We start from the raw sequence: 25,225 nt of genomic DNA on the forward strand, positions 1-25,225 counted from the left end.
CTCAGGCGCCGAACCGGGTGCCCGACTCGAGCCGCACGCCGCGCGCCCAGTCGGCCGCCGGCATCTGCTTCTTGCCGAAGGCCTTGACGTCGCCGAGCCGCACGGGGGACGTGCCGGTGCCGACGAAGACCGCGTTCTTGGTGACCTCGAGCTCGCCCGGGGCGAGGCGCTCGCGGTCGTCGGCGATGGTCACGGGACCGATCTTGATGCGCTGCGTCTCGCCGTCGACGACCTGTGTCGACCAGGCGCCGGGCGCGGGGGTGCAGGCCCGCACGCGCCGGTCCACCGCGACCGCGGGCTCGCTCCAGTCGATCTCCGCGTCCTCGACCAGGATCTTCGGGGCGAACGAGACGCCATCCTCGGGCTGCTCCCGGGCCTCGAGGGACCCGTCGGCGATGCCGTCCAGAGTCGCCACGAGGAGACCGGCGCCACCCTCGGCCAGGCGGGCCAGCAGGTCGCCCGAGGTGTCGGTCTCGCGGATCCGCTCGGTCATCACGCCGAACGTCGGGCCCGCGTCGAGGGCCTTCACGATGCGGAAGGTCGTCGCGCCCGTGACCTCGTCGCCGGCCCACACCGAGTGCTGCACCGGCGCCGCGCCCCGCCAGGCGGGCAGCACCGAGAAGTGCAGGTTGACCCAGCCGTGCTCGGGGATGTCGAGGGCCGACTGGGGCAGGAGCGCGCCGTACGCCACCACGGGGCAGCAGTCCGGGCGCAGCGCCTTCAGCGCCTCCTGGAACTCCGGGTCGCGCGGGTGCTCGGGCTTGAGCACCGGGACGCCGAGCTCCTCGGCACGCTGCGCGACGGGGCTCGCGACCAGCTTGCGACCTCGACCGGCCGGGGCGTCCGGTCGGGTGACGACGCCCACGAGCTCGTGGTCGGAGTCGGCGATCGCGTTGAGGGCGGGTACGGCGACCTCGGGGGTGCCGGCGAAGACGACGCGCATGAGGGGGTGGTTGCTCCTGGTCGGGACGGCAGCGGGACCGGGAGAGCCTACGCCGCTCAGCGCCCGAACGGCCCCGTCGGGTGGGGCGACACCTTGACCGTCGGCTTCTCCAGGCCGAACCACTCGGACTCGCGGATCTCGCGCATGGCCGCCTTGCGGGCCGCCTCGTCGAGGCGGTCGATGAAGAGCACGCCGTCGAGGTGGTCCGTCTCGTGCTGGATCGCGCGGGCCAGCAGCTCCGAGCCGTTGATCGTGACCGGCTCGCCGTGCATGTCGAACCCGCGGGCCACGACGGAGTGGGCACGGCGGCACTCGTAGGTCAGCTCGGGCAGCGAGAGGCACCCCTCGAGGTCGAGCTGCTCCTCCTCGGAGAGCTCCAGCGTGGGGTTGACCAGGTGGCCCAGCTCGCCGTCGACGTTCCAGGTGAAGACCCGCAGGCCGACACCGATCTGGGGCGCGGCCAGGCCGGCGCCAGGCGCGTCGAGCATGGTGTCGGTGAGGTCGGCGACGAGCTGCCGCAGCTCGCGGTCGAAGTCGACCACCTCCGTCGCGCGCTTGCGCAGGACGGGGTCGCCGAAGAGCCGGATGGGTTGGATCGCCACCCGGCGATCGTACGCGGGCGGGTCGACCGTCCCGGTTGCCGCGTCCTCGCCGCTTCGCCATCATCGACGCGGTGAGCACCCTCGACGGTCAGCGGTCGGCGCAGTCGGACGACGGCGTGGTCATCCGGCCAGCACGGGTCGAGGACGTCGACGCCGTCTGCGCCTTCGGCGCGGCGCACGTGCCGCCGCACTACACCCCGCTCATCGGCGCGGAGGCCGCTCGACAGCAGGTCACCGACTGGTGGCGGCCGGAGCAGATCCGCGCTGCGGTCGCAGCGGGGCGGTTGCTCGTCGCCGACGCGCCGTCGGGCGGTGTCGTCGGGGTGGCCCAGTACGCGGTCGACGCCTCCGAGGCCGTGATCTACAAGCTGTACCTCGACCCCGGGTTCCGGGGTCACGGACTCGGACCGCGGCTGATCGCGGCCGTCACCCGGTCGCTGCCGGCGGACCTGACCCGTCTCTGCATCGAGCACTTCGCCGGCAACGCCCGGGCGGGAGCGTTCTACGAGCGCGAGGGGTTCGCGGTGGAGCGGGTCGAGCCCAGCGCCAGCGGGCGCTCGGAGCTCGCTGTGGTGTGGCGGGCACGGGAGCTGCCGCAGCGCCCTTGATGGGCGCCGGACGGCGGTCGAGCGCTCTCCGGGCATGCTGCGCCGCCCGGCCACAGGGGTGTGGGCGGGCGGCGGGATGGTTCATGCCTGTTGTCAGCCGGGTTCCGGGTCGTCGGGCCAGGGGCGGGTGCCGTCGCGGTCGACGAGGTAACGCAGTCCCAGGGGACTGGTCCAGATGACGGCGTTGGGTGGTTCGTTCTGGGTGGGGTCGGTGGGCCGGTAGGTCCATCTGTTGCCGGTGGTCATCTCGCGGTGGGTCTTCATGCGGTGGTGGCGTCGGCAGAGCGGGAACAGGTTGCGAGTGGAGGTCTGCCCGGGTGGGCCGCTCTGCTGGTAGGGGTCGCAGTGGTCGAGGTCGGCGGTTCCCGATGAACGCGTGCAGTACGGGAAGACGCACCTCGGCCAGCGGGCACGGACGTGGTCGGCGATCCGATCGGGCGGGCTGTAGCCGTTCACGGCGTCGTCGCGGTTGAGGTCGATGATCGGCTTGACGGTCACGGTCGTGTCCGGGCTCGCGCACCAGGCCTGGACCTGCTCAGCCGTCACTGCGCCACGAGGCGCGCCCGGAGTGTCGAGCCGCGCGAGGTCGATGCCCGTCATGCCGGTGCAGGCATCGATGCCCGGCCCGAACCCGTCCAGGTTGTTGGTGATCGCGGCCTGGTCGAGGTGGACGAACAGCACCACCTCGCGCCGGGCCCGCTGCACCGTCGGCGGCTGGTCTCCGTTCGGCGCTTCACCAGCGTCGTACTCCAGCATGGTCACCCCGTCGCACCGTCGCGCGATCTCACCCAGCGCCATGGACCGGCGGACGTCGAGATCCGTGCCGCAGCCCAGGTCGCCCAGCTGCCGGGCCACGTGAGCGACGGTCCGTTCGAGGTCGAGCGCATCGGCCAGGTCGAGGGAGCCGTGGACGTTCACGGTGCCCCGAAGGGTCCCGGTGAGCGGGTCCGAATAGGCGACGTCGCCCAGCTCGATCGCGAGATACCTGTTCCCGTCAGCGGCGTGCCGCTCTGCTTCGGTGGTCTCGGGGTCGAACCGGGCTGCGGCCTCGGCCACCAGCCGGTCGACTTCAGCACCGGTCGCCTTGCCCGCGACGTACGCGACGTGCCGATCCACGAACCCCGCCCCCTCGAACGTCAACGCCCGCGTCGCCTGCGCGATCCGCCGCCCCCGCCACACATCGACCTCACCCGCAGCAACACGCGCATGCACCCGCGGCAGCCGCCAGCGCAGCTCGACCGCATCCCCCACCAACCGCCGCGCCGCATCGAACGAACATCCCCGGGCGGCCGCGACCTCACCGATGCAGAACTCCGCCACCACCGGCGCACCAGGACCACCCAGCTCGAGGAACTGATCCCCAGCCAGAGCCTCGGCGTACTCGGCCTCGTGCCACTCACCCAGCACCGTGATCGGATCCCCGACCACCGCATCGGAGGTGTGAGCGGCAGCCCAGTCGCCCACCGCGACGAACGCGGCCGCCTCCGCCACACGAGCCGCTCGCGTGCGCTCGCGGACCGCGTCGATCAACGCAGTCGCCGTCGTCTGGGTCCCCCGATCCATGCCCCCGAGTTTAGTCGAACAGACGTGCGATCACCACCTCCCGGTGGTGATCTGTGGATGACCGGTTCTCGCGTCGAGTTTGGTGAGACGGTCCGACCAAACTCGACGCTCCTGCCGCGCCGTACACCCCAACTCGACGCCCCTGCCGCGCCGTACACCCCAAACTCGACGCGCCTGCCGCGTACGACCAAGCTCGACGCAGGACCTCAGAGCGACGGGGGGTCGACCTGGACGCGGACGGCGTCGAGCTTGCGCGCGGATCGCTCACGCGACGCGGCGCCCAGCCCCGCGGCGAGGGCCGCACCCTCGCGCGCGGGCACGCGCACGACCGCGCGCACCTCAGGTGGGTCGGCGCTGACGGGCGCGCCCGGGCGGGGCGGGACGGGGACGGGGCCGAGCACCTCGACGGGCGGGGGGACGGCGAGGTGCTCCAGGTAGGCCGCCACCGCGGCCTCCTCCCCCGTGACCGTCGCCAGCCGCGCGGCCGGCGGCAGGTGGGCCGCGGCCCGTTCGGCCGCCTCCCGCTCGGCGAAGCCGAGCGGGTCCCACCGCACGAGGGCCTGCAGCGCCGGCTGCGCGGCGTCACCGACGACGACCACCTCGGCGCCGGGTCGCACCAGCGCGGCCGCGTTGAGCCAACGACGCAGGGCCTCCTCCCCCGTGCGCAGGTCCACGCGCGCCAGGGCGAGCCACGTGTCGAGCAGCAGGACACCCGCATAACCGCCCTCGGCCACCGGCTCCGCCCCCGGGGTCGCGACGACGATCGCGGGGCTGTCGTCGACCTCCGCCAGCACGTGGTCGGCCGCCGACGTGCGCACCGTGACGCCGGGGAACGCGCGTCCGAGCTCCTCGGCCGTGCGCTCCTGGCCGACCGCCGGGGCGCGGAGCCCACGGTGGCCGCAGACGCCGCACGCCCACCGCGGCTCCGGCGTGCCGCACCAGCGGCACGAGGGGGGCGCGGTCGGCGAGGTCTGCTGCAGGGGACCCGTGCAGGCCGCACACCGCGCCGGCGTGCGGCAGCGCTCGCAGGCCAGGCCCGCCGCGTAGCCCGACCGCGGCGTCTGCACCAGCACCGGCCCGGCGGTGATGCCCCGCCTCACGAGGTCGCGGGCGGCGGTCGGCACACGCACGCTGCGCGCGAAGGGGTCGCGCTCCAGCTCGCGGTCGGTCGCTCCCGCGATGCTCACGCGGACCCGCTCCCGGAGGGTCGCGCGGGTCATCGCGATCGGCCGCGCCCAGCCGCTGCGCAGCAGGCCGAGCGCCTCCACCGAGCACGCGTGCGCCCCGACGAGCGCCGCCGCCCCGGCGCGTTCCGCCCGCAGGGCCGCGACCTCGCGGACGTGGGGGTACGGCGCACGCGGCTCCGCGTGGAGGTCGTCACCGTCGTCCCACACGACGACGAGGCCGAGGTCGTGCACGGGGGCCCAGATCGCCGCCCGCGTGCCGACCACGACGCGGCGCTGGCCCCGGCTCACGGCGAGGAAGTCGCGATACCGGGCAGCCGGGCCGGCGTCGGCGCGCAGCGCCACGTGACGCCCCTCGCCGAGAACCTCCGTGAGCGAGGCGTCCACCCGGTCGAGGTCGCGCCCGTCCGGGACGCACACGACGACCCCGCGACCCGAGGCCTCCACGACGGACGCGGCGTGCGCCACCAGACGCGGCCAGTCGACCGCGGGTCCCGCGGTCCACACGGCCCGCGGCGATCCGCCCCGTGCCAGGTGGTCGCAGAAGACCGCCCCGTGCTCGTGCTCGCCCCAGGCCTCGGCCGCGGCGGTGAGACGTCGGTCGCCGTCGGCGACCGTCAGCGCCGGGGGCACCACACCCGGCGCCGCCTTCTCCGTCGTGGCGTGCCGGGGCGGGACCGCCAGGCGGAGCACGTCGGCCCGCGCCCCGGCGTACCGCTCCGCCACCGCCGCCGTCAGCGCCGCGACCTCCGGGAGCAGCACGCGCTCGGGACTGACGAGCCGGCGCAGCGGCAACAGCCGGGGGTGGTCCGACTCCGGACGGCGGGCCACGACGAAGCCGTCGACGTCCTGACCCGCGAACCGCACCTTCACCCGGACCCCCGGCTGCGCCGTCTCCGCCATCCCGGCGGGCACCAGGTAGTCGAACGGCCGGTCGAGGTGGGCCAGCGGGACGTCGACGAGCACCTGGGCGACCGGGTCGACCTCGGCCGGCTCCACCTCCGTGCGCCGCTTGGCCGCCGCCCGCTGCGTCGCCGACCGTGCCTCGCGCACGGTCTCCCGCAGCTCGGGCAGGAGGGATCCCTGCTCGGGCTGCTCGTGGGCGTCGGCGGTCACGGGCACAGGTCTACCGTGCGCCGCCGACAGGACGCACCACAGGGCCCACGCCCTGGGGAGAACGTCACCCGGGTCCGTGCGAGAGGTCGTGGGCGAGCATCGCCAGCGGAGCCGCCAGGGCGCGCTCGGCGAGCCTCGGGCGCACCAGGCCGCGCTCCTCGAGGATGTCGACCGCCGCGGTCAGGTCGGCCGCGACCGCCGCACGTTCCGCGTCGGTGAGCCGGGTCACGGCGGTTCGTGCCACCACGAGCGGCCCGGGCGGCACGCGCGCTGCGCGGGGACCACGGCCGACAACACCGACGCCGCAGCCGATCGCGCCGAGCGCGGCGACGGCCCAGACCGGCAGGACCTGCGGGTCGACCGGGGCGACGTCCCGCAGGGGTGCGGCGAGCGCCGTGAGCAGGGCGAGCGCTCCCGGCACTGCGAACACCGGCACGGTGGGGCCGGGGACACCACGACGCCGTCGGGCCACCGGCACGACCCGGCCAAGCAGCACCGCGAGCACGAGGGCCGTCGCACCGTAGGTCCAGCTCACGACGTCGACGGCGAACGGGTCGTCGCCCGGGCCGCGCCAGTACCGGGTGCGGACGGCCATCGCCAGCAGGCCGACGAGCGGCAGCACCAGCGCGCCGAGCACGACCAGGGCGGTCGCCCCGCGGCGCGCCGCCCACGGACCGCGCCCCGCCCGTGGCCAGCGCCCTCGCGGGTCGAGCCCGTCCTGCACCGCGGGATGCTGCGCGAAGGCCGCGATCTCGAGCGCCCGCCACGGCACCGGCCCGTCCGCGGGCAGCCGACGGACCGCCTCGACGGCGGACGGCGCGGCGGAGACCGCCCCCGCGCTGTCGGCGCTCATCGACGAACCCGCCGGGATGCCGTGTCGGCCAGGTCGCCGAGCTCCGCCGTGCGCGCCCGCGCGATCGTCGCGGCGCTGGCCAGCCCCCGACGCTCCAGCTCGTCGAGCGCCCGGGCCAGGTCGCGCCGCACACGCGCCCGCTCCCGCTCGGGGAGGGCGGCGGCGAGACGCCGCGGATCACCCGGCGCCGCTACCGGATCCGCCGGCTCCCGCCGCGTGCCCAGGAGCACCCCGGCGACCACCGCCAGCACCAGCGACAGCGCCACCGGCACCACCACCGCCGGCGTCCACCGCTGCGTGCTCACCATCCACCCGAGCGACGCCAGCCCGTGCAGGGCGACGACACTCACGACCGCCACGACGAGGTCGTGGGAGTGCGGGCGTCGCCCGGCGGCCCGCGTGACCGTCCAGCTCGCCGTCCGCGCCAGCAGCGCCAGCCCGCCCGCCGTGGCCGCGACCGCGGCCCACCGGTCGGCGCTGGCGGCCGAGGGCGCGCCGTACCCGGCCTCCCCGCCCAGCAGCGTCACCGCGACGACCGCCCCCAGCACCGCGAGCACCGTCAGCGCCCACAACGCGGCGGGGGACAGCGCGTCCGCGCGTCGCCGCCAACGCCGCCGGGGGTCGAGGGCGTCCTGGACGGCGGGGTGCCGGGCCCACGCCGCGACCTCGAGCCCCAGCCACGGCACGTCCGCGCCCTCCGGCAGCCAGCGCGCGAGCTCACGCGCGGACCGCGGCGCCGCCTCCCGCAGCTCGCCGGCGGTGGCGGCCGGCACCGGGCTCGTGACGCGCGACGGGGGCGGGCCGTCGCCGTACGCGTCGTGCCCGCCCCCGTCGCTCACGACGAGCCCCGGGTGCTCAGATGCCCGCCGCCGCGCGCAGCGCGTCGGCGCGGTCGGTGCGCTCCCAGGTGAACTCGGGCAGCTCGCGGCCGAAGTGGCCGTACGCCGAGGTGAGCGAGTAGATCGGACGGAGCAGGTCGAGGTCGCGGATGATCGCGGCGGGACGCAGGTCGAACACCTCGAGGACGGCCTTCTGGATGACCTCGTCGGAGACGACGCCGGTGCCGAAGGTCTGCACGAACACGCCGACGGGCTGCGCCTTGCCGATCGCGTAGGCCACCTGCACCTCGGCGCGACGGGCCAGGCCCGCGGCGACGACGTTCTTGGCGACCCAGCGCATCGCGTACGCCGCGGAGCGGTCCACCTTCGACGGGTCCTTGCCCGAGAAGGCGCCGCCGCCGTGGCGGGCCATGCCGCCGTAGGTGTCGACGATGATCTTGCGGCCGGTCAGACCTGCGTCGCCCATGGGGCCGCCGACGACGAAGACGCCGGTCGGGTTCACCAGCAGGCGGTAGCCGTCGGACGGGATGTCGAAGGAGCCCAGCACGGGCTCGATCACGTTGGCCTTGATGTCGGACTCGAGCTGCGCCAGGTCGACGTCGGGGGCGTGCTGCGTGGACAGCACGACGGTGTCGATCCGCACCGGGCGGTCCTGCTCGTCGTACTCGATCGTCACCTGGGTCTTGCCGTCGGGACGCAGGTAGGCCAGCGTGCCGTTCTTCCGCACCTCGGAGAGACGCTCGGAGAGCCGGTGCGCGATGGTGATGGGCAGCGGCATGAGCTCGGGGGTGTCGTCGCTCGCGTAGCCGAACATGAGGCCCTGGTCGCCCGCGCCCTGCTTGTCGAGCTCGTCGGTCGACGAGCCCACGCGGGACTCGTGGCCGTCGTCGACGCCCTGGGCGATGTCGGCCGACTGGCCGCCGATCGCCACCTGCACGCCGCAGGACGCGCCGTCGAAGCCCTTCTCGGACGAGTCGTAGCCGATCTCCAGGATCTTGCGGCGCACGAGGTCGGCGACAGGGGCGTACGCGTTGGTGCGCACCTCGCCGGCCACGACGACGAGACCCGTCGTCAGCAGCGTCTCGACCGCCACCCGGAGGTTGCGCTTGTCCTCGTCGTTCGCCAGGAGGTAGTCGAGGACGGTGTCGCTGATCTGGTCAGCGATCTTGTCCGGGTGACCCTCGGTCACCGACTCCGACGTGAAGAGACGTCCAGGCACGGTCACTCACTCCCACTCGACGAGGCTGTCCGGGCGCGCGGTCGCGCCCGCCGAAACCATAGTCGCGGCCCGGGCGAGCGCCAGCATCCGGGCAGACGTCCCGACGCGTGGACATCGCTGCCGGTGTCCCCGCGCGGTGGTCAGAGCCGGGTGGCGACCTGGTCCCAGATGGCGTGGGCCAGCACGCCCTTCGCCGCCCGCGGCACCTCGACACTGGCACCGTCGGCGCCCAGGATGACCGCCTCGTTCTCCGTGCTGCCGAAGACCGCTCCCCCGCTGACGTCGTTGACGACGAGCAGGTCGCAGCCCTTGCGAGCGAGCTTGGCCCGCGCGAGCTCGAGGACCGAGCCGGTCGCGTCGCCGGTCTCGGCGGCGAAGCCCACCACGACCGCACCCGGACGGGCCCGGTCGTGGGAGATCGCCGCGAGGATGTCGGGGTTCTGGACGAGCTCGAGCGGAGCGGCACTCCCGTCCGCGAGCTTCTTGATCTTGGCGTCGCTGAACGACGCGGGCCGGAAGTCGGCCGGCGCCGCGGCCATGACGACCGCGTCCGCGTCCTTCGCGCCCGCCACGACGGCGTCGCGCAGCTGCTCCGTGGTCTCGACGCGCACCACGGTCACGCCGGCCGGGTCGGGCAGGTCGACGTTGGCCGCCACGAGGGTGACCTCCGCCCCGCGGGCCACGGCGGCCCGCGCGAGCGCGTAGCCCTGCCGGCCCGACGAGCGGTTGCCGAGGAAGCGGACCGGGTCCAGGTACTCCCGCGTGCCGCCGGCGGAGACGAGCACCCGCCGTCCGGCCAGGTCACCGGGGGTGGCTCCGGCGCGCGACCGGGCCAGCACGTCGGCGGCGACCTCGAAGATCTCCACGGGCTCGGGCAACCGGCCCTTGCCCGTGTCCTTGCCGGTCAGCCGGCCCTCGGCGGGCTCGATGACGACGATGCCGCGCGAGCGCAGCGTCGCGACGTTGGCCTGCGTCGCGGGGTGCTCCCACATCTCGGTGTGCATCGCGGGGGCCATGACGACGGGACACCGCGCGGTGAGGAGCGTGTTGGTGAGCAGGTCGTCGGCCAGGCCGTGCGCGGCCTTGGCCAGCAGGTCCGCGGTGGCCGGCGCGACCACGACGAGGTCGGCGGTCTGGCCGATGCGCACGTGGGGCACCTCGTGCACCTGGCTCCACACGTCGCTCGCGACGGGCTTGCCGGACAGGGCGGCCCACGTCGGCGCGCCCACGAACTCCAGCGCACTGGCGGTCGGCACCGGGGTCACGTCGTGACCGGACTCGGAGAAGCGGCGCAGGACCTCACAGGCCTTGTACGCCGCGATGCCGCCCCCGACGCCGAGCACCACGCGCGGCTTGGGCACGGACGGGCTCGGGTCGGACGGCGGCATCGTTTTCAGCAGGGGGGGGTGACCGGAGGTCACTCGGAGCCGAAGGGCGACTCGACGGCGGCGGCCTTCTTGGCGGCCTCCTCCGCGGCGAGCTCGGCCGGGTCGACGTCCTCGCAGGTCAGGAGGTCGGCGTTGATCTCGCGGAGCGCGATCGACAGCGGCTTCTCCTGCACGTGGGTGTCGACGAGCGGACCCACGTACTCCAGCAGGCCCTCGCCCAGCTGGGAGTAGTACGCGTTGATCTGCCGCGCGCGCTTGGCTCCGTAGAGCACCAGCTGGTACTTGCTGTCGGTCTTCGTCAGCAGGTCGTCGATCGGCGGGTTCGTCACGCCCACGGCGGCGATTTCAGGGGCAGACACGCAACAGCCTCACAAGTCGGTCGGGGTTGGATCAGCGCGCCTGAGCAGGCGCAGTCATGCATCGTACCAACTCTTCGGCGGCGGCCGGAACTTCCGTGTTCACGATGGTGTGGTCGAACTCCGCCTCCGCCGCGAGCTCGGTGCGGGCGGTCTCCAGCCGACGCTCCCGCTCCTCCGGCGTCTCGGTGCCCCGGCCGACCAGGCGACGCACCAGCTCCTCCCAGCTCGGCGGCTTGAGGAACACGAAGAAGGCGTCGGGCGCGGTGCGGCGCACCTGGCGCGCGCCCTGCAGGTCGATCTCGAGCATGGCCGGACGGCCCGCCGCGAGCGCGGCCTCGACCGGGCCGCGGGGGGTGCCGTAGCGCGCCGCCTTGTGGACGACCGCCCACTCGAGCAGCTCGTCCTCGGCGATCATGCGGTCGAACTCCTCGTCGCTCACGAAGAGGTAGTGCACCCCGTGCACCTCGCCGGGGCGGGGCTTGCGCGTCGTCGCCGACACCGAGATCCAGACCTCGGGGTGGTGGGCGCGCACGTGGGCCGCGACCGTGCCCTTGCCGACCGCGGTGGGACCGGCGAGCACGACGAGGCGGGAGCGGCCGGCGGAGCCGTCGGCCGGGCCGTCGAGAGGATGGACCACCGGATCAGTCGCCCGGGGCGAACTCGGCCTCGAGCGCCGCGACCTGCTTGGCCCCGAGCCCGCGCACCCGGCGGCTCTCCGCGATCTGGAGGCGCTCCATGATCTGCTTCGCGCGCACCTTGCCGACGCCCGGCATCGACTGCAGCAGGTCGAACACCCGCATCTTGGCGATGACCTCGTTGCCCTCGCGGTCCCGCAGCACCTCGGAGATCGTCGCCCCCGCGGTCTTCAGGCGGTTCTTCACCTCGGCCCGTTCGCGGCGCGACGCCGCGGCCTTGGCCAGGGCAGCCTGGCGCTGTTCGGGGGTGAGAGGGGGCAGGGCCACGGGCGGATCCTCGCGTCGAGATGGGTCGTGGAACGAAGCGCCAATCTAGCCACGCGCCCGCGCGGGTGGCAATCGGCGCGGGACCGGCGCCCGGACCAGGCTCAGGACCAGGCTGCGCGGAAGGTGTCGTTGAACCGACGCGCCGCGTCGGCCAGCGCCCGCGGGTCGGGGCCGGCGGCGAGCACCTCGCGCGAGGAGCTCGGCAGGACGTTCCCGACCTGGTCGCCGAAGATGCGCTGCACGTCCGCCGCCGTGCCGCCCTGGGCGCCCACGCCGGGGGCGAGCAGCGGACCGTTGATGGCGAGCGACTCCCCCGCCGCGGCGTCGACGCCGGCGATCGTGGCGCCCACGACCGCGCCGAACGAGCCGAGCGGCTCGGAACCCACGTTGAGCACCCGGAGCTCGTCCAGCACCTCCGCGGCGACCGAGCGACCCCGGCGCTGCGCGGCCTGCACCGTCGCGGCCTCGGGGTTGGAGGTGAGCGCCAGCACGAAGAGCCCCGCCCCGAACCGCTCGGCGGTCTCGACCATGGGGCGCAGCGACCCGAACCCGAGGAACGGGCTCGCCGTGATCGCGTCGCACGCCAGGGGCGACGACGGGTCGAGGTAGGCGTCGGCGTACGCCTGCGACGTCGAGCCGATGTCGCCCCGCTTCACGTCGAGCAGCACCAGCGCTCCCCCGGCCCGCAGGTCGGCGACCGTGCGCTCGAGCGTGGCGACGCCCGCGCTGCCGAACCGCTCGAAGAACGCCGACTGCGGCTTCACGACGGCGCACGTCCCGCCGAGCGCCTCGGCCGCCGTCCGCGCGAACCGCTCCAGGCCCGCCGGGGTGACGTCCAGCCCCCACGACTCCAGCAGGCGGGGGTGCGGGTCGATGCCCGCGCACAGCGGACCGCGGTCGGCGACCGCGGCGGCGAGACGGGTCCCGAAGGGAGGGGCAGAGGTCGTCACGGGCGCTCCTGGGGTTCGGCGGAGGATCTCGGTGGCCGGGGTACGGCGAGGGGTCGGGTCGCGCTCAGCGTGCGGCGTCGAACGCGGCGAGCCGTCGGGCGATGCGCCGCGGCAGCAGCGGCCCGCCGTAGACGAACGCCGTGTAGAGCTGCACGAGGTCGGCGCCGGCCTGCACCCGCGCGAGGGCCTCCGCGGGGGTGTCGACGCCCCCGACGGAGATGAGCGCCGGACCGTCGAGCCGCTCGCGGAGCAGCCGCAGCACCTCGCGGGAACGGGCGGCCACCGGCACCCCGGAGATCCCGCCGGCCCCGAGTGCCTCGACCTCGGCCGCGGGCGTGCGCAGGCCGTCACGGCGGACGGTCGTGTTGGTCGCGATGACCCCGTCGAGCCCCTGGGCCATGGCGAGGTCGGCGACCGCGAGCACGTCCTCGTCGGCGAGGTCGGGCGCGATCTTCACGACGAGCGGCACCCGACGGTCCGGGCTCGCGGTGTCCGCCGTGCGCCGCACGTGCTCCAGCAGGGGCGCGAGCCGCTCGACGGCCTGGAGGCTGCGCAGTCCCGGCGTGTTCGGGGAGGAGACGTTGACGACCAGGTAGTCGGCGTACGGCGCGAGGAGGCGCGTCGAGGATCCGTAGTCGGCCAGCACCGCCGCCTCGTCGTCCTCCGGGACGATCTTCGACTTGCCGACGTTGACGCCCAGGACCAGCTCGGGCCGCCGGCCCGCCCGGTCGAGCTTCTCGGCCCGCACGGCCAGCCGCTGCGCCACCGCCGCGGCACCGTCGTTGTTGAAGCCCATCCGGTTGAGGATCGCGCGGTCCTCGGTCAGCCGGAACAGCCGCGGGGTGGGGTTGCCCGGCTGGGCGAGCGCCGTGACCGTCCCGATCTCCACGTGGCCGAAGCCCAGCGCACCGAGGGCGTCGATGCCGACGGCGTTCTTGTCGAAGCCGGCGGCGAGGCCGAAGCGGTGCGGGAAGCGCAGCCCCATCACCTCGACGGCGCCCGCCCCCGCGCGCGGCGCGACGTGGGCCGCGCGCAGGGCGGGACCGGCAGCCCGGATCGCCCGGAACGACGCGTGGTGCACGCGCTCCGGGTCGGTGCGGGTCAGGACCTTGTCGAAGAGCAGGTCGTAGGTGCCCACGGCGCGCCCTCAGCCCGCCGAGCCGACCGGGTCGACCGCGCCGACCGGCGGCTGCAGCACCGCGGCCCACTCCTGCAGGCTCCGCACGCCGATGTCGCCGCGGCGCATCGCCTCGATGCCCTGGACCGCGGCGCCGAGGCCCTGCACGGTCGTGATGCACGGGACGTTGGCCTTGATGGCGGCGGTGCGGATGTCGTAGCCGTCGAGGCGCACCTGCCCACCCGTGCCGAGGGCCGGCTCGCCGCCACCCGCGGGGGACGGCTCGGCTCCGGCCGCGCCGTACGGGGTGTTCACGATGAGCTGGATCTCGCCGTCGTCGATGAGCTGCACGGTCGTGCGCTCGCCGTTCGGGCCGGGGCCCTCGTGCTGCTTGCGCACGACGGTGGCGGCGACGCCGTTGCGGCGCAGCACCTCGGCGGTGCCCTGGGTGGCGACGATCTCGAAGCCGAGGTCGGCGAGCACCTTGATGGGGAACACCATCGCCCGCTTGTCGCGGTTGGCCATCGACACGAAGACCTTGCCGCCGCTCGGCAGGGAGCCGAACGCCGCCGCCTGCGACTTCGCGAACGCCGTGCCGAAGTCGGCGTCGAAGCCCATCACCTCGCCGGTCGACTTCATCTCGGGGCCGAGGACCGTGTCGACGAACTGGCCGTCGGGGGTCTTGAACCGGTTGAACGGCATGACCGCCTCCTTGACGGCGATCGGGCAGCCGTCGGGCAGGGTGCCGCCGTCGCCGCTCGCCGGGAGGACCCCCGCCGCGCGCAGGTCGGCGATCGACTCGCCGAGCATCACGCGCGCCGCGGCCTTCGCCAGCGGCGTCGCCGTCGCCTTGGACACGAACGGGACCGTGCGGGACGCCCGCGGGTTCGCCTCGAGGACGTAGAGGATGTCGGAGGCGTGCGCGAACTGGATGTTGATGAGGCCGCGCACCCCGACGCCGCGGGCGATGGCCTCGGTGGCCCGACGGATCCGGCCAATCTCGCGGGCGCCGAGGGTGATCGGCGGCAGCGCGCACGAGGAGTCGCCGGAGTGGATGCCGGCTTCCTCGATGTGCTCCATCACGCCGCCGAGGAAGAGCTCCTCGCCGTCGAAGAGCGCGTCGACGTCGATCTCGATGGCGTCGTCGAGGAACCGGTCCACGAGCACGGGCGCCGCGTGGCTGATGAGCCCCGCCGCGACGTACTTCTCGAGGTAGGCCTCCAGCGACGCGTCGTCGTACACGATCTCCATGCCGCGGCCGCCCAGCACGTAGGACGGGCGCACCAGCACCGGGTAGCCGATCTCGGCGGCGATGGCCTCCGCCTCGGCGTACGACGTCGCGGTGCCGTGCTTGGGCGCCGTGAGCCCCGCGGCGGCGAGCACGCGACCGAACGCGCCCCGCTCCTCGGCGAGGTCGATGGCCGCCGGCTGCGTGCCGACGATCGGGACGCCGGCCTCCTCGAGGCCCCGGGCCAGGCCGAGCGGCGTCTGGCCACCGAGCTGGCAGATGACGCCGACGACGGGCCCGGCCTGCTGCTCGGCGTGGACGATCTCGAGGACGTCCTCGAGCGTCAGCGGCTCGAAGTAGAGCCGGTCCGAGGTGTCGTAGTCCGTCGAGACCGTCTCGGGGTTGCAGTTGACCATGATCGTGTCGTAGCCGCCGTCGGGCAGGCCCGCGCCGTCCTTGGCCGCGCTGAGCGCCAGGGAGGCGTGCACGCACGAGTAGTCGAACTCGATGCCCTGGCCGATCCGGTTCGGCCCGGAGCCCAGGATGATCACGGCCGGCCGCTCGCGCGGGCCGATCTCGGTCTCCTCGTCGTAGGACGAGTAGTGGTAGGGCGTGCGGGCCGCGAACTCGGCCGCGCAGGTGTCCACCGTCTTGTAGACCGGGCGCACGCCCAGCGCGTGCCGCACCCCGCGCACCACGGCGGGCGCCAGGTTGCGGATCCGCCCGATCTGCACGTCGGAGAAGCCGTGGCGCTTCGCGCGGCGCAGCACGGCCTCGGTCAGCTCGGGCGCCGCCGCGATCTCGCCGGCGACCTCGTTGATGAGGACGAGCTGGTCGACGTACCACGGGTCGATGCCCGTCGCCTCGAACACCTCCTGGGGCGTCGCACCGGCCCGCAGGGCGTCCATGACCTTCTTGAGCCGGCCGTCGTGGGGCACCGCGATCTCCGCGAGGAGGGCGTCCTTGTCGAGGTCCACCCACTGGTGGCTCCAGTCGAAGGCGGCGTCCTTGCTCTCGAGCGAGCGCAGCGCCTTCTGCAGCGCCTCCGTGAAGTTGCGACCGATCGCCATCGCCTCGCCCACCGACTTCATGTGCGTGGTGAGGCGCGGGTCGGCGCCGGGGAACTTCTCGAACGCGAACCGCGGCACCTTGACGACGACGTAGTCGAGCGCGGGCTCGAAGCTCGCCGGCGTCTCGGCCGTGATGTCGTTGGGGATCTCGTCGAGGGTGTAGCCGATCGCCACCTTCGCCGCGATCTTCGCGATCGGGAATCCCGTCGCCTTCGACGCCAGCGCGCTCGAGCGCGAGACGCGCGGGTTCATCTCGATGACGATGACGCGGCCGTCGGCCGGGTTCACGGCGTACTGGATGTTGCAGCCGCCCGTGTCGACGCCGACCTCGCGGATGATCTCGATGGCGAGGTCGCGGAGGTGCTGGTACTCCCGGTCCGTCAGCGTCATGGCGGGCGCGACGGTGATGGAGTCACCCGTGTGGACGCCCATCGGGTCGAGGTTCTCGATCGAGCAGATGATGACGACGTTGTCGGCCTTGTCGCGCATCACCTCCAGCTCGTACTCCTTCCAGCCGATGATCGACTCCTCGATGAGGACCTCGGTCGTCGGGCTGGCGGAGAAGCCGGAGCCGGCGATGCGCACCAGGTCGTCGGCGTCGTAGGCGATGCCCGAGCCCGTGCCGCCCATCGTGAACGACGGCCGGATCACGACCGGGTAGCCGAGCTGGTCGGCGGCCTCGAAGGCCCGCTCGAGGGCGTGCTTCTCCTTGGCGGACTTCGGGGCGTCCGGGCCCAGCGCCTCGCCGTTGCAGACGATGCTGCGGGCGACCTCGCCGCCCACCTTGTGCACGATCGCGTTGAACTGCTCGCGGTTCTCGCCGCGGTGGATGGCCTCGAAGCTGGCGCCGATCATCTCGACGCCGTACTTCTCCAGCACGCCCCGCTCGTGCAGGGCGATGGCGGCGTTGAGCGCCGTCTGGCCACCCAGGGTCGGCAGCAGCGCGTCGGGGCGCTCCTTGGCGATGACGCGCTCGACGAACTCGGGGGTGATGGGCTCGACGTAGGTCGCGTCGGCGAACTCCGGGTCGGTCATGATCGTCGCCGGGTTGGAGTTCACCAGCACGACCCGCAGGCCCTCGGCCTTGAGCACCCGGCACGCCTGGGTGCCGGAGTAGTCGAACTCGCACGCCTGGCCGATCACGATCGGGCCGGACCCGATCACCATGACGCTCGTGATGTCGTCGCGCTTCGGCATGGTTCAGGCCCTCCGGTCGTTCATGAGGTCGAGGAAACGGTCGAACAGGTACGCCGCGTCGTGCGGCCCGGCGGCGGCCTCCGGGTGGTACTGCACCGAGAAGCTCTTGAGCGCCCCGCCCTCGCCGTCGCGCAGCTCGAGGCCCTCGACCACGTCGTCGTTGAGGCAGACGTGGCTGACGCTCGCCGCGCCGTACGGGGTCGCGGTCGTGCCCTCGAGCGGGGCGTCGACGGCGAAGCCGTGGTTGTGCGCCGTCACCTCGACCTTGCCGGTCGTGCGGTCCATGACGGGCTGGTTGATGCCGCGGTGGCCGTACTTCAGCTTGTAGGTGCCGAAGCCGAGCGCCCGCCCGAACAGCTGGTTGCCGAAGCAGATCCCGAAGTACGGCAGGTCGCGGCCGAGCGCCTCCTGCAGCAGCGCCACCTGGTCGGTGGTGGCCGCCGGGTCGCCGGGGCCGTTGGAGAAGAACAGCCCGTCGGGCCCGTCCTCACCCACCGCCAGCACGTCGTCGATGGACGCGGTCGCCGGCAGCACGTGCACCTCGATGCCGCGCTCGCTCATCATGCGCGGCGTGTTGGCCTTGATGCCGAGGTCGACCGCCGCGACGGTGAACCGCTTCTCGCCGACCGCGGGCACGACGTACGCCGCCGTGGTCGTGACCTCGTCGGAGAGCTCGGTGCCCGCCATCTCGCCCGACGCGCGGACGCGCTCGAGGAGGCGGGCCGGGTCGGTCTCCGTCGTCGAGATGCCGACGCGCATGGCGCCGCGCTCGCGCAGGTGCCGGGTGAGGGCGCGCGTGTCGACGCCGGAGATCCCGACGACGCCCTGGTCGCGCAGCTCGTCGTCGAGCGTGCGCGTGCTGCGCCAGCTCGACGACACGCGGGCGGGGTCGCGCACGACGTAGCCGGCGACCCAGATGCGGGCCGACTCCCGGTCCTCGTCGTTCATGCCCGTGTTGCCGACGTGCGGGGCGGTCATGACGACGACCTGGCGGTGGTAGGAGGGGTCGGTGAGGGTCTCCTGGTAGCCGGTCATGCCGGTGGAGAAGACCGCCTCGCCGAAGGTCTCCCCGGTCGCGCCGTAGGCCTCGCCGTGGAACGTGCGTCCGTCCTCGAGGACGAGCAGGGCGGGGGTGCTCATGTGAGGCTTCCTTCCGTGGTGGCGCCGATCTCGACGAGCTGTCCGTCCAGCACGGTGGGGGTGCCGCGCAGGAACGTCGCGCGGACCGCCGCGGAGAGCGTGCGGCCGTGCCAGGGGTTGTTGCGGGAGAGCGACGCCGAGTCGTCGCGGTCGACCACGACCGAGGCGGCCGGGTCGACGAGGGTGAGGTTGGCGGGCTCGCCCACGGCGACGGGGCGGCCGTGGCCCTGGTCGCCGCGGCCGGCGAGCCCGGCGATCTCCGCCGGACGCGTCGACATGACCCGGGCGACGTCGCCCCAGCCCATCCGACCCGACTCGACCATCACCGTGGCGACGACCCCGAGGGCGGTCTCCAGGCCGAGCATGCCGAAGGCGGCGTCGACGAATGCGTGCTCCTTGTCGTGCCGCGCGTGGGGCGCGTGGTCGGTGGCGACCGCGTCGATCGTGCCGTCGGCGAGCGCGTCGCGCAGCGCCTCGACGTCCTCCGCGGGGCGCAGCGGCGGGTTGACCTTGAAGGTCGGGTCGTAGCCTCCGAGCAGGTCGGTGGTCAGCAGCAGGTGGTGCGGCGTGACCTCGGCCGTGACCTGGATGCCCAGGCTCTTCGCCCAGCGCAGCACCTCGACGGTGCCGGCCGTCGAGGCGTGGGCGACGTGCACCCGGCTGCCCGTGTGGCGGGCGAGCATGACGTCGCGGGCGACGATGACCTCCTCCGCGACGCCCGGCCAGCCCGGCAGCCCGAGGCGGCCCGACAGCTCCCCCTCGTGGCAGCAGGCGGTCGCGCCGGCGAGCGTGGGCTCCTGGGCGTGCTGGGAGACGACGCCGCCGAAGGCCTTGACATACTCCAGCGCCCGGCGCATGACCCGCGCGTCGGCGACGCACTTCCCGTCGTCGGAGAAGACCCGGACCCCGGCGCGGCTGCGGGCCATGAGCCCCAGCTCGGCGAGCTCCTCGCCGCGCAGGCCCTTGGTGACGGCCCCGACCGGCTGCACGTCGACGATCCCGGCAGCGCGACCCAGCGAGTGGACGCGCTCGGCGGCCTCGGCCGTGTCGGTCACGGGGCTGGTGTTGGCCATGGCGAGCACGGCCGTGTAGCCGCCGCGTGCCGCGGCCGCGGAACCGGTGCGCACCGTCTCCGCGTCCTCGCGGCCCGGCTCCCGAAGGTGGGTGTGGAGGTCGACGAGGCCCGGGAGCAGCACGAGGCCGTCGGCCTCGACCACCCGCGCGTCGGAGGGGGCGTCGACGCGCGCCGTACCGAGCTCGGCGATGACGCCGTCGACCAGCAGGACGTCGGCGGTCTGCTCGCCCAGGAGCGACGCGCCCCTGACGAGGACTGGCTGGTGGGTCATGCGGTTCCCTCCCCGGCGAGCAGGTGGTAGAGCACGGACATGCGGACCGCGACGCCCGCGGAGACCTGCTCGAGGATGAGCGACTGCGCCGCGTCGGCGGCGTCGGCGGCGATCTCGAGGCCGCGGTTCATCGGGCCGGGGTGACAGATCGGCACCTCGGGCCCGAGCACGCGCAGGCGGTCGCGGGTGAGGCCGTAGCCGACCGTGTACTCCCGGCTCGTCGGGAAGAACCCGCCGCTCATCCGCTCCTTCTGGACGCGCAGCATCATCACGGCGTCGGCCGTGGGGAGCACCTCGTCGAGGTCGTACGACGTGGCGAACCCCGCGCTCGAGCTCCAGCTCGCGATGCCCGCGGGCATGAGCGTCGGCGGCGCCACCACGGTCACCCGGGCGCCGAGCCGGGTCAGCGTGATGACGTTGCTGCGAAAGACCCGGCTGTGGGTGAGGTCGCCGACGAGCACGACGTGGCGGCCCTCCAGGCTGCCGAGCCGGTCGCCCTCGCCGAAGTGGCGGGACAGCGCGTAGGCGTCGAGCAGGGCCTGCGTCGGGTGCTCGTGGGTGCCGTCCCCGGCGTTGACCACGGCGGCGTCGATCCACTGGGAGACCTGCTGGGCCGCACCGCTCGCGCCGTGGCGCATGACGACCGCGTCGACGCCCATCGAGGCGATGGTGAGGACGGTGTCGCGCAGGCTCTCGCCCTTCGAGGCGGACGAGCCCTTGCCCGTGATGTTGATGGTGTCCGCGGAGAGCCACTTGCCGGCGATCTCGAAGCTCGACCGCGTGCGGGTGGAGTCCTCGAAGAACAGGTTGATGATCGTGCGGCCGCGGAGGGCCGGCAGCTTCTTCACCTCGCGCCGCTGCACGTCGTGCATCTCGGCGGCGGTGGCGAAGAGGGTGGCCATGTCGTCGGCCGTCAGGTCGTCCGACGAGAGCAGGTGCTTCTTCACCGGGCCACCTCCTCGGCCGGGCGGGCGGCGTCCGGGCTGTCCGCGATGCGCACGACGTCGAGGCCGTCGGTCTCCTCGAGGCGCACCATGACGCGCTCGCTGCGGGCGCTCGGCAGGTTCTTGCCCACGTGGTCGGCGCGGATCGGCAGCTCGCGGTGGCCGCGGTCGACCAGCACCGCGAGGCGCACGACAGCGGGCCGGCCGATGTCGGCGAGCGCGTCGAGCGCCGCCCGCACGGTGCGACCCGAGTAGAGGACGTCGTCGACGAGCACGACGGTCTTGCCGTCGATGCCACCCGCGGGGATCGCCGTGGGCTGCGGTGCGCGGGCCGGGTGCCGGCGCAGGTCGTCGCGGTAGAGCGTGATGTCGAGGGCTCCGACGGGGATCGACACACCCTCCGTCTCGGCGATCCGGGCCGCGATGCGCTGGGCGAGGCCCACGCCGCGGGTCGGGACGCCGAGGAGGACGAGGCCCTCGTGGCCCTTGTTCCGCTCGAGGATCTCGTGGGAGATGCGGGTCAGCGCCCGGGCGATGTCACGGGCGTCGAGGACGGTGCGGCCGGGTGGGCCGACTGCGGGCTCAGTCGTCGCAGGCATGCCTGCAGAGACCTCCTTCTCCGCCTCACGGGACGGCTCGTTAAAGGATGTCGAACGGGCGGGACTCTAGCAGCAGCCCGACCCTCCTGCGACGTGTGCCGCGGGCGGTGCTCGTCACGTGGACGCCCGCCCGCGGCGTACCTTCCCGGGTCTCCCGGGCTCAGGCCGTCGTGACCTGCACGAGCACCTTGCCGACGGTCCTGTCCTCGACGGCGTCGTGGGCCGCGGCGAGCTCCTCGAGCCGGAAGTGGTGCAGCGGGAGGCCCGCGTCCTCGCCCACCCGGAGGGCGCCGGCGGCGACCGCGGCGGTGACGTCCTCCGCGCCGGCCCGCAGGAGCACCGGCGCGACCTGGTAGAGGAAGACGCCCTGCAGGCGGAGGTTCTTCGCGAACGCCTGGCGCACGGGCAGGGTGACCTCGTCGCCGCCGTCGTTGGCGTAGTAGGCCACCGTGCCGTGGTTGCGCACGACGGCGAGGTCGATGCCGATGTTGGTGGCCGGGGCGACCTCGACGACGAGGTCGACGCCGTCGGGGGCGATCGCGCGGACCGCGGCGACGACGTCCTCCGTGCGGTAGTCGACGACGTGGTGGGCGCCGGCCGCGCGCGCCAGGGCGGCCTTCGCCGGGCTGCTCACGGTCGTGACCACCGTCGCGCCCGACCAGACGGCGAGCTGGATCGCGGCGTTGCCCACCGCACCGGCGCCGCCGGCGACGAGGACCGTCGTGCCCGCGAGGGTGCCGGGGGCGAGGCGGGGAACGTCGCCGGAGGTCAGGGCACGGTGCGCGGTGAGGGCGGGGACCCCGAGGCTCGCGCCCAGGTCGAAGGACGCGCCGTCGGGCAGCGGCACGACGCGGTCCGCCGCCTGCACGGTCAGCTCGGCCGCCGCGCCGATGCCCTTCTCGTGCTGCGCCAGGTAGAGCCAGACCCGGTCGCCGACCGCCAGGTGGTCGACACCCTCCCCGACCGCGTCGACGACCCCGGCGCCGTCCTGGCCGGGGGCGACCTCGGGGTGCGTCGGCCCCATGACCGCGCGGAACTTCCAGTCGGTGGGGTTGACGCCCGCGGTCACGACGCGGACGCGCACCTCGCCCGGACCGGGCTCGGGGGCGTCGCGCTCGACGACGCGCAGGACGGAGGAGGGACCGGTCTCGGTGTAGACGACTGCTCGCATGGTGGGGCAACCCGGCGGGCGGGGGTGGTGTTCCCGGGGCGGTCGGTTCCCCGGCTGACCGGGGAACACTCCGCTTCGACCATCAACGTTGATGGTCAAAGCGGTCGGTTCGGTGCAGACGACGGACGAACTGTGCTCCGCTGGGCTGGTCGGTGGGTCCGCGAGGCTGTGGATCGAGGTGGTCTCGGTCGCCCCGGATCGCCCCTGGGCAAGGAGAACGCGGACCGGCGTGCGCGACACGCCGAGGCGCAGGAGAGTCCGGTCCGCGTTCTGTTCCTCCGGAACCGGCCTCCCCGAGCCCGAGCCCCGAGCCGAGCTCCCAGCCGAGCCCCGACGAAGCCCCGACAGAGCCCCACGACTGTGCGGCTGGGGCACCCCGGATCGCGCCCGACCCGCACCAGCTGCACCTTCCGTGGGCCGGCCTGCGCCTCAGAGCGCCTCCGCCATCCCCGCGCAGGCGCGCAGCCAGGCCCGCTGGGTCGCGACGGACAGCCGCGCGTAGGGCACCACCGACCCCGACACGAGCACCGGGTCGTAGGGCACCCGGTAGACGGCGCGGGTGCGCTGCTCGTAGACCCCCACCAGGTCGGACGCCAGCTGCTCGTCGACCTTCGGGGACGGGTCGGAGAGCACGGTGACGGTGCGGCGCTGGAGGTCGGCGTACCCCGCGTCGGCCAGCGCGTCGAGCATCCACAGGCCGCTGTAGCCCGTGTCCTCGCGGACCGTGCTCGTGACGACGAGCAGGTCCGCCGCGTGGGCCGCGGCCAGCCAGTTCTCGGCGCGCAGGTTGTTGCCGGTGTCGACGATGACGAGCCGGTAGAACCGCTGCAGCAGCGCGTGCACCGAACGGAAGTCGTCGGCGCGGATCGTGCCGCTGACGTCGGGCCGCTCGTCGGAGGCGAGCACGTCGAAGTGGGCGTCGCCCTGCGAGCGCACGAAGGCGCCGAGGTCGCCGATGCGCGACTGGTAGACGTCGTTGAACTTCTCCAGGTCCTCGAGCAGCTCCCGCGTCGTGTTGCGGTGCTCGCCTCGCACGCCGCGGATGCCGAGCGTGCCGCGGGTCTCGTTGTTGTCCCAAGCGACGACGCCGCCTCCGCGGACGGTGCCGAAGGTGTAGCCCGCCATCAGCACGCCCGTCGTCTTCGCCGCGCCGCCTTTCGGGTTGAGGAAGACGATGGTGCGCGGCCCGTCGAGGTCGCGCTGGACCGCGCGTCGCTGCAGCTCGTGCTCGTGCTCCGCGCGCCCCATCGCCACCTTCATCGCTCCCCCGCTCCAGCGGTTGAGCCGACCGCGCCAGCCCCACGACGCGGGCCCGAACGGCTCCTCGCCCACGCGGCGGTCGAGGAAGTCGGTGGCGGTCATGAACCGCGGCACGCTCGGCTCCGCAGGAGCACCGGGAGCACCGGGACCGACCGGCGCGCCGGCCGGACGCACCGCGGGCGGCCCGGTCTCCGGGCGGGGCGGGAGGGCGCCGTACGCCGCGGGCTGGGCCGGCAGCGCCACGTCGGCCCGGCGGCGGCCGCCGCCGGCGGACGGGACCGGCGGCACAGCGGGCACGGGCGGGACGACCCGCGTGTCGTCGTCGCCCGCCCATCCGGGGGCCGCGGCGCGGCGCTGGTCCTGCTGCGCCGCGTAGGCCTCGAGCTCGTCCGTCGTGTAGAGCCGCTCACTGGTCGAGTCGGGCAGCGGGCCGACACCGGGGTGGTCGGGGGGCACGTTCACCGAGAGGCCTCCGAGACGGGACGGGGACAGGACCGACCCCGACCGGGACGACCGCGGGCGGGGCACGGCCTGCGCCGTTACCCCGCCCGCGAGCGTGACAAACCCTGCTGTGACCCGTCAGGCCCGCTGTCCGCGCACGATGGCGCCGAGGACCCCGTTGACGAAGCCCGGCGAGTCGTCGGTCGACAGGTCGCCGACGAGCACGAGGGCCTCGCTGACCGCGACGGCCGCGTCGACGTCGTCCGCGTGGAGGATCTCCCAGACCGCGATGCGCAGCACGTTGCGGTCGACCGCGGGCATGCGCTCGAGGCTCCACCCGTCAGCGCTGTCGCGGAGGAGCTGGTCGATCTCGGCCTGGTGCTCGACCACGCCGCGCACGATCACGGCGGAGTAGGGGTTGGTGGGCCCCTCGCCCCCGGCGATGTCCGCCTCGAGCTGCTCGACCGCGCTCTGCCCCCGCATCTCGGAGGCGAACAGCACGTCGAGGGCCCGCTTGCGGGCCTTGGTGCGGGCTCCCATCAGGACTTGACGCGGCCCAGGTAGGACGAGTCGCGCGTGTCGACCTTGACCTTCTCGCCGGAGCTCAGGAACAGCGGCACCTGGATCTCGTGGCCGGTCTCGAGGGTGGCCGGCTTCGTGCCGCCCGTCGAGCGGTCGCCCTGCAGGCCCGGGTCGGTGTGGGTGATGAGGAGCTCGACCGAGGCGGGGAGCTCGACGAAGAGCACGCGGCCCTCGTTGGTGGCCACGATGGCCTCCTGGTTCTCCAGGAGGAAGTTCTTGGCGCTGCCGACGATCTCGGGGGCGATCTCGAGCTGGTCGTAGGTTCCCGTGTCCATGAAGACGTAGTTCGAGCCGTCGTTGTAGAGGTACTGCATCGTGCGGCGGTCGACCGTCGCGGTCTCGACCTTGGTGCCGGCGTTGAACGTCTTGTCGACGACCTTGTTGGACTCGACGTTCTTCAGCTTGGTGCGCACGAACGCCGGGCCCTTGCCGGGCTTGACGTGCTGGAACTCGACCACGGACCAGAGCTGGCCCTCCAGGTTGAGAACCATGCCGTTCTTCAGGTCGTTCGTGGATGCCATGCGCGCGTCAGCCTCACAGAGTC

General features: G+C 73.9%; 23 protein-coding genes. 1 reads left to right on the top strand and 22 read right to left on the bottom strand.

Going from position 1 to position 25,225, the window contains the following annotated elements; genetic code table 11:
• Nucleotide 1: 1 nt before the first annotated feature.
• Nucleotides 2–943, bottom strand: coding sequence for a methionyl-tRNA formyltransferase (gene fmt / locus PIR53_07525; protein WZH53834.1), 942 nt, complete (start codon nucleotides 941–943; stop codon nucleotides 2–4).
• A gap of 56 nt (nucleotides 944–999) precedes the next feature.
• Nucleotides 1,000–1,545, bottom strand: a complete 546-nt coding sequence (gene def, locus PIR53_07530) for a peptide deformylase (protein ID WZH53835.1) — start codon at nucleotides 1,543–1,545, stop codon at nucleotides 1,000–1,002.
• A gap of 71 nt (nucleotides 1,546–1,616) precedes the next feature.
• Between def and PIR53_07535 the strand changes: the two genes are divergently transcribed.
• Nucleotides 1,617–2,153, top strand: a complete 537-nt coding sequence (locus PIR53_07535) for a GNAT family N-acetyltransferase (GenBank protein WZH53836.1) — start codon at nucleotides 1,617–1,619, stop codon at nucleotides 2,151–2,153.
• A 93-nt stretch (nucleotides 2,154–2,246) separates the two neighbouring features.
• On the opposite strand, the gene PIR53_07540 is transcribed toward PIR53_07535, so the two are convergent.
• From PIR53_07540 to efp, 20 genes are all read right to left on the bottom strand, one after another.
• Nucleotides 2,247–3,716, bottom strand: a complete 1,470-nt coding sequence (locus PIR53_07540) for a DUF222 domain-containing protein (protein WZH53837.1) — start codon at nucleotides 3,714–3,716, stop codon at nucleotides 2,247–2,249.
• Nucleotides 3,717–3,922: 206 nt separating this feature from the next.
• Entirely contained in the window at nucleotides 3,923–6,016 is a 2,094-nt protein-coding gene (locus PIR53_07545) for a primosomal protein N' (protein ID WZH53838.1), read from the bottom strand.
• Nucleotides 6,017–6,080: 64 nt separating this feature from the next.
• Nucleotides 6,081–6,869 (bottom strand): hypothetical protein, encoded by a 789-nt coding sequence (locus PIR53_07550; protein ID WZH53839.1) that lies wholly within the window; start codon nucleotides 6,867–6,869, stop codon nucleotides 6,081–6,083.
• Entirely contained in the window at nucleotides 6,866–7,708 is an 843-nt protein-coding gene (locus tag PIR53_07555) for a hypothetical protein (GenBank protein ID WZH53840.1), read from the bottom strand. Before PIR53_07555 ends, PIR53_07550 begins: the two co-directional genes overlap by 4 nt.
• 16 nt (nucleotides 7,709–7,724) lie before the next feature.
• Entirely contained in the window at nucleotides 7,725–8,927 is a 1,203-nt protein-coding gene (gene metK / locus PIR53_07560; GenBank protein WZH53841.1) for a methionine adenosyltransferase, read from the bottom strand.
• 140 nt (nucleotides 8,928–9,067) lie between these two features.
• Complete coding sequence (gene coaBC / locus PIR53_07565) at nucleotides 9,068–10,288, bottom strand: bifunctional phosphopantothenoylcysteine decarboxylase/phosphopantothenate--cysteine ligase CoaBC (GenBank protein ID WZH53842.1); 1,221 nt, start codon at nucleotides 10,286–10,288, stop codon at nucleotides 9,068–9,070.
• Nucleotides 10,289–10,344: 56 nt separating this feature from the next.
• The gene (gene rpoZ, locus PIR53_07570) at nucleotides 10,345–10,674 is read right to left on the bottom strand and encodes a DNA-directed RNA polymerase subunit omega (protein ID WZH53843.1); all 330 of its coding nucleotides are present in this window, start codon (nucleotides 10,672–10,674) and stop codon (nucleotides 10,345–10,347) included.
• 31 nt (nucleotides 10,675–10,705) lie between these two features.
• On the bottom strand, nucleotides 10,706–11,311 hold the full coding sequence (gene gmk / locus PIR53_07575; protein ID WZH53844.1) for a guanylate kinase: 606 nt from the start codon (nucleotides 11,309–11,311) through the stop codon (nucleotides 10,706–10,708).
• 4 nt (nucleotides 11,312–11,315) lie between these two features.
• Nucleotides 11,316–11,636, bottom strand: a complete 321-nt coding sequence (mihF, locus tag PIR53_07580) for an integration host factor, actinobacterial type (protein ID WZH53845.1) — start codon at nucleotides 11,634–11,636, stop codon at nucleotides 11,316–11,318.
• 101 nt (nucleotides 11,637–11,737) lie between these two features.
• Complete coding sequence (gene pyrF / locus PIR53_07585) at nucleotides 11,738–12,586, bottom strand: orotidine-5'-phosphate decarboxylase (protein ID WZH53846.1); 849 nt, start codon at nucleotides 12,584–12,586, stop codon at nucleotides 11,738–11,740.
• Between the two features lie 64 nt (nucleotides 12,587–12,650).
• On the bottom strand, nucleotides 12,651–13,724 hold the full coding sequence (locus tag PIR53_07590) for a quinone-dependent dihydroorotate dehydrogenase (GenBank protein ID WZH53847.1): 1,074 nt from the start codon (nucleotides 13,722–13,724) through the stop codon (nucleotides 12,651–12,653).
• Nucleotides 13,725–13,733: 9 nt separating this feature from the next.
• The gene (gene carB / locus PIR53_07595; protein WZH53848.1) at nucleotides 13,734–17,198 is read right to left on the bottom strand and encodes a carbamoyl-phosphate synthase large subunit; all 3,465 of its coding nucleotides are present in this window, start codon (nucleotides 17,196–17,198) and stop codon (nucleotides 13,734–13,736) included.
• A 3-nt stretch (nucleotides 17,199–17,201) separates the two neighbouring features.
• Nucleotides 17,202–18,338: a glutamine-hydrolyzing carbamoyl-phosphate synthase small subunit gene (gene carA / locus PIR53_07600; GenBank protein ID WZH53849.1), complete on the bottom strand. Its 1,137-nt coding sequence runs from the start codon at nucleotides 18,336–18,338 to the stop codon at nucleotides 17,202–17,204.
• Entirely contained in the window at nucleotides 18,335–19,684 is a 1,350-nt protein-coding gene (locus PIR53_07605) for a dihydroorotase (protein ID WZH53850.1), read from the bottom strand. The genes carA and PIR53_07605 overlap by 4 nt, the downstream gene beginning before the upstream one ends.
• On the bottom strand, nucleotides 19,681–20,631 hold the full coding sequence (locus PIR53_07610; GenBank protein ID WZH53851.1) for an aspartate carbamoyltransferase catalytic subunit: 951 nt from the start codon (nucleotides 20,629–20,631) through the stop codon (nucleotides 19,681–19,683). The genes PIR53_07605 and PIR53_07610 overlap by 4 nt, the downstream gene beginning before the upstream one ends.
• Nucleotides 20,628–21,227: a bifunctional pyr operon transcriptional regulator/uracil phosphoribosyltransferase PyrR gene (gene pyrR, locus PIR53_07615; protein ID WZH53852.1), complete on the bottom strand. Its 600-nt coding sequence runs from the start codon at nucleotides 21,225–21,227 to the stop codon at nucleotides 20,628–20,630. Before pyrR ends, PIR53_07610 begins: the two co-directional genes overlap by 4 nt.
• 160 nt (nucleotides 21,228–21,387) lie before the next feature.
• On the bottom strand, nucleotides 21,388–22,398 hold the full coding sequence (locus PIR53_07620) for an NADPH:quinone reductase (protein ID WZH53853.1): 1,011 nt from the start codon (nucleotides 22,396–22,398) through the stop codon (nucleotides 21,388–21,390).
• Nucleotides 22,399–22,827: 429 nt separating this feature from the next.
• Nucleotides 22,828–24,120 (bottom strand): hypothetical protein, encoded by a 1,293-nt coding sequence (locus tag PIR53_07625; GenBank protein ID WZH53854.1) that lies wholly within the window; start codon nucleotides 24,118–24,120, stop codon nucleotides 22,828–22,830.
• A 117-nt stretch (nucleotides 24,121–24,237) separates the two neighbouring features.
• Complete coding sequence (nusB, locus tag PIR53_07630) at nucleotides 24,238–24,639, bottom strand: transcription antitermination factor NusB (GenBank protein WZH53855.1); 402 nt, start codon at nucleotides 24,637–24,639, stop codon at nucleotides 24,238–24,240.
• On the bottom strand, nucleotides 24,639–25,202 hold the full coding sequence (gene efp, locus PIR53_07635; protein WZH53856.1) for an elongation factor P: 564 nt from the start codon (nucleotides 25,200–25,202) through the stop codon (nucleotides 24,639–24,641). The genes nusB and efp overlap by 1 nt, the downstream gene beginning before the upstream one ends.
• Between the last annotated feature and the right edge of the window lie 23 nt (nucleotides 25,203–25,225).

The organism is Nocardioides alkalitolerans, assembly GCA_038184435.1.
Classification (GTDB): domain Bacteria; phylum Actinomycetota; class Actinomycetes; order Propionibacteriales; family Nocardioidaceae; genus Nocardioides; species Nocardioides alkalitolerans_A.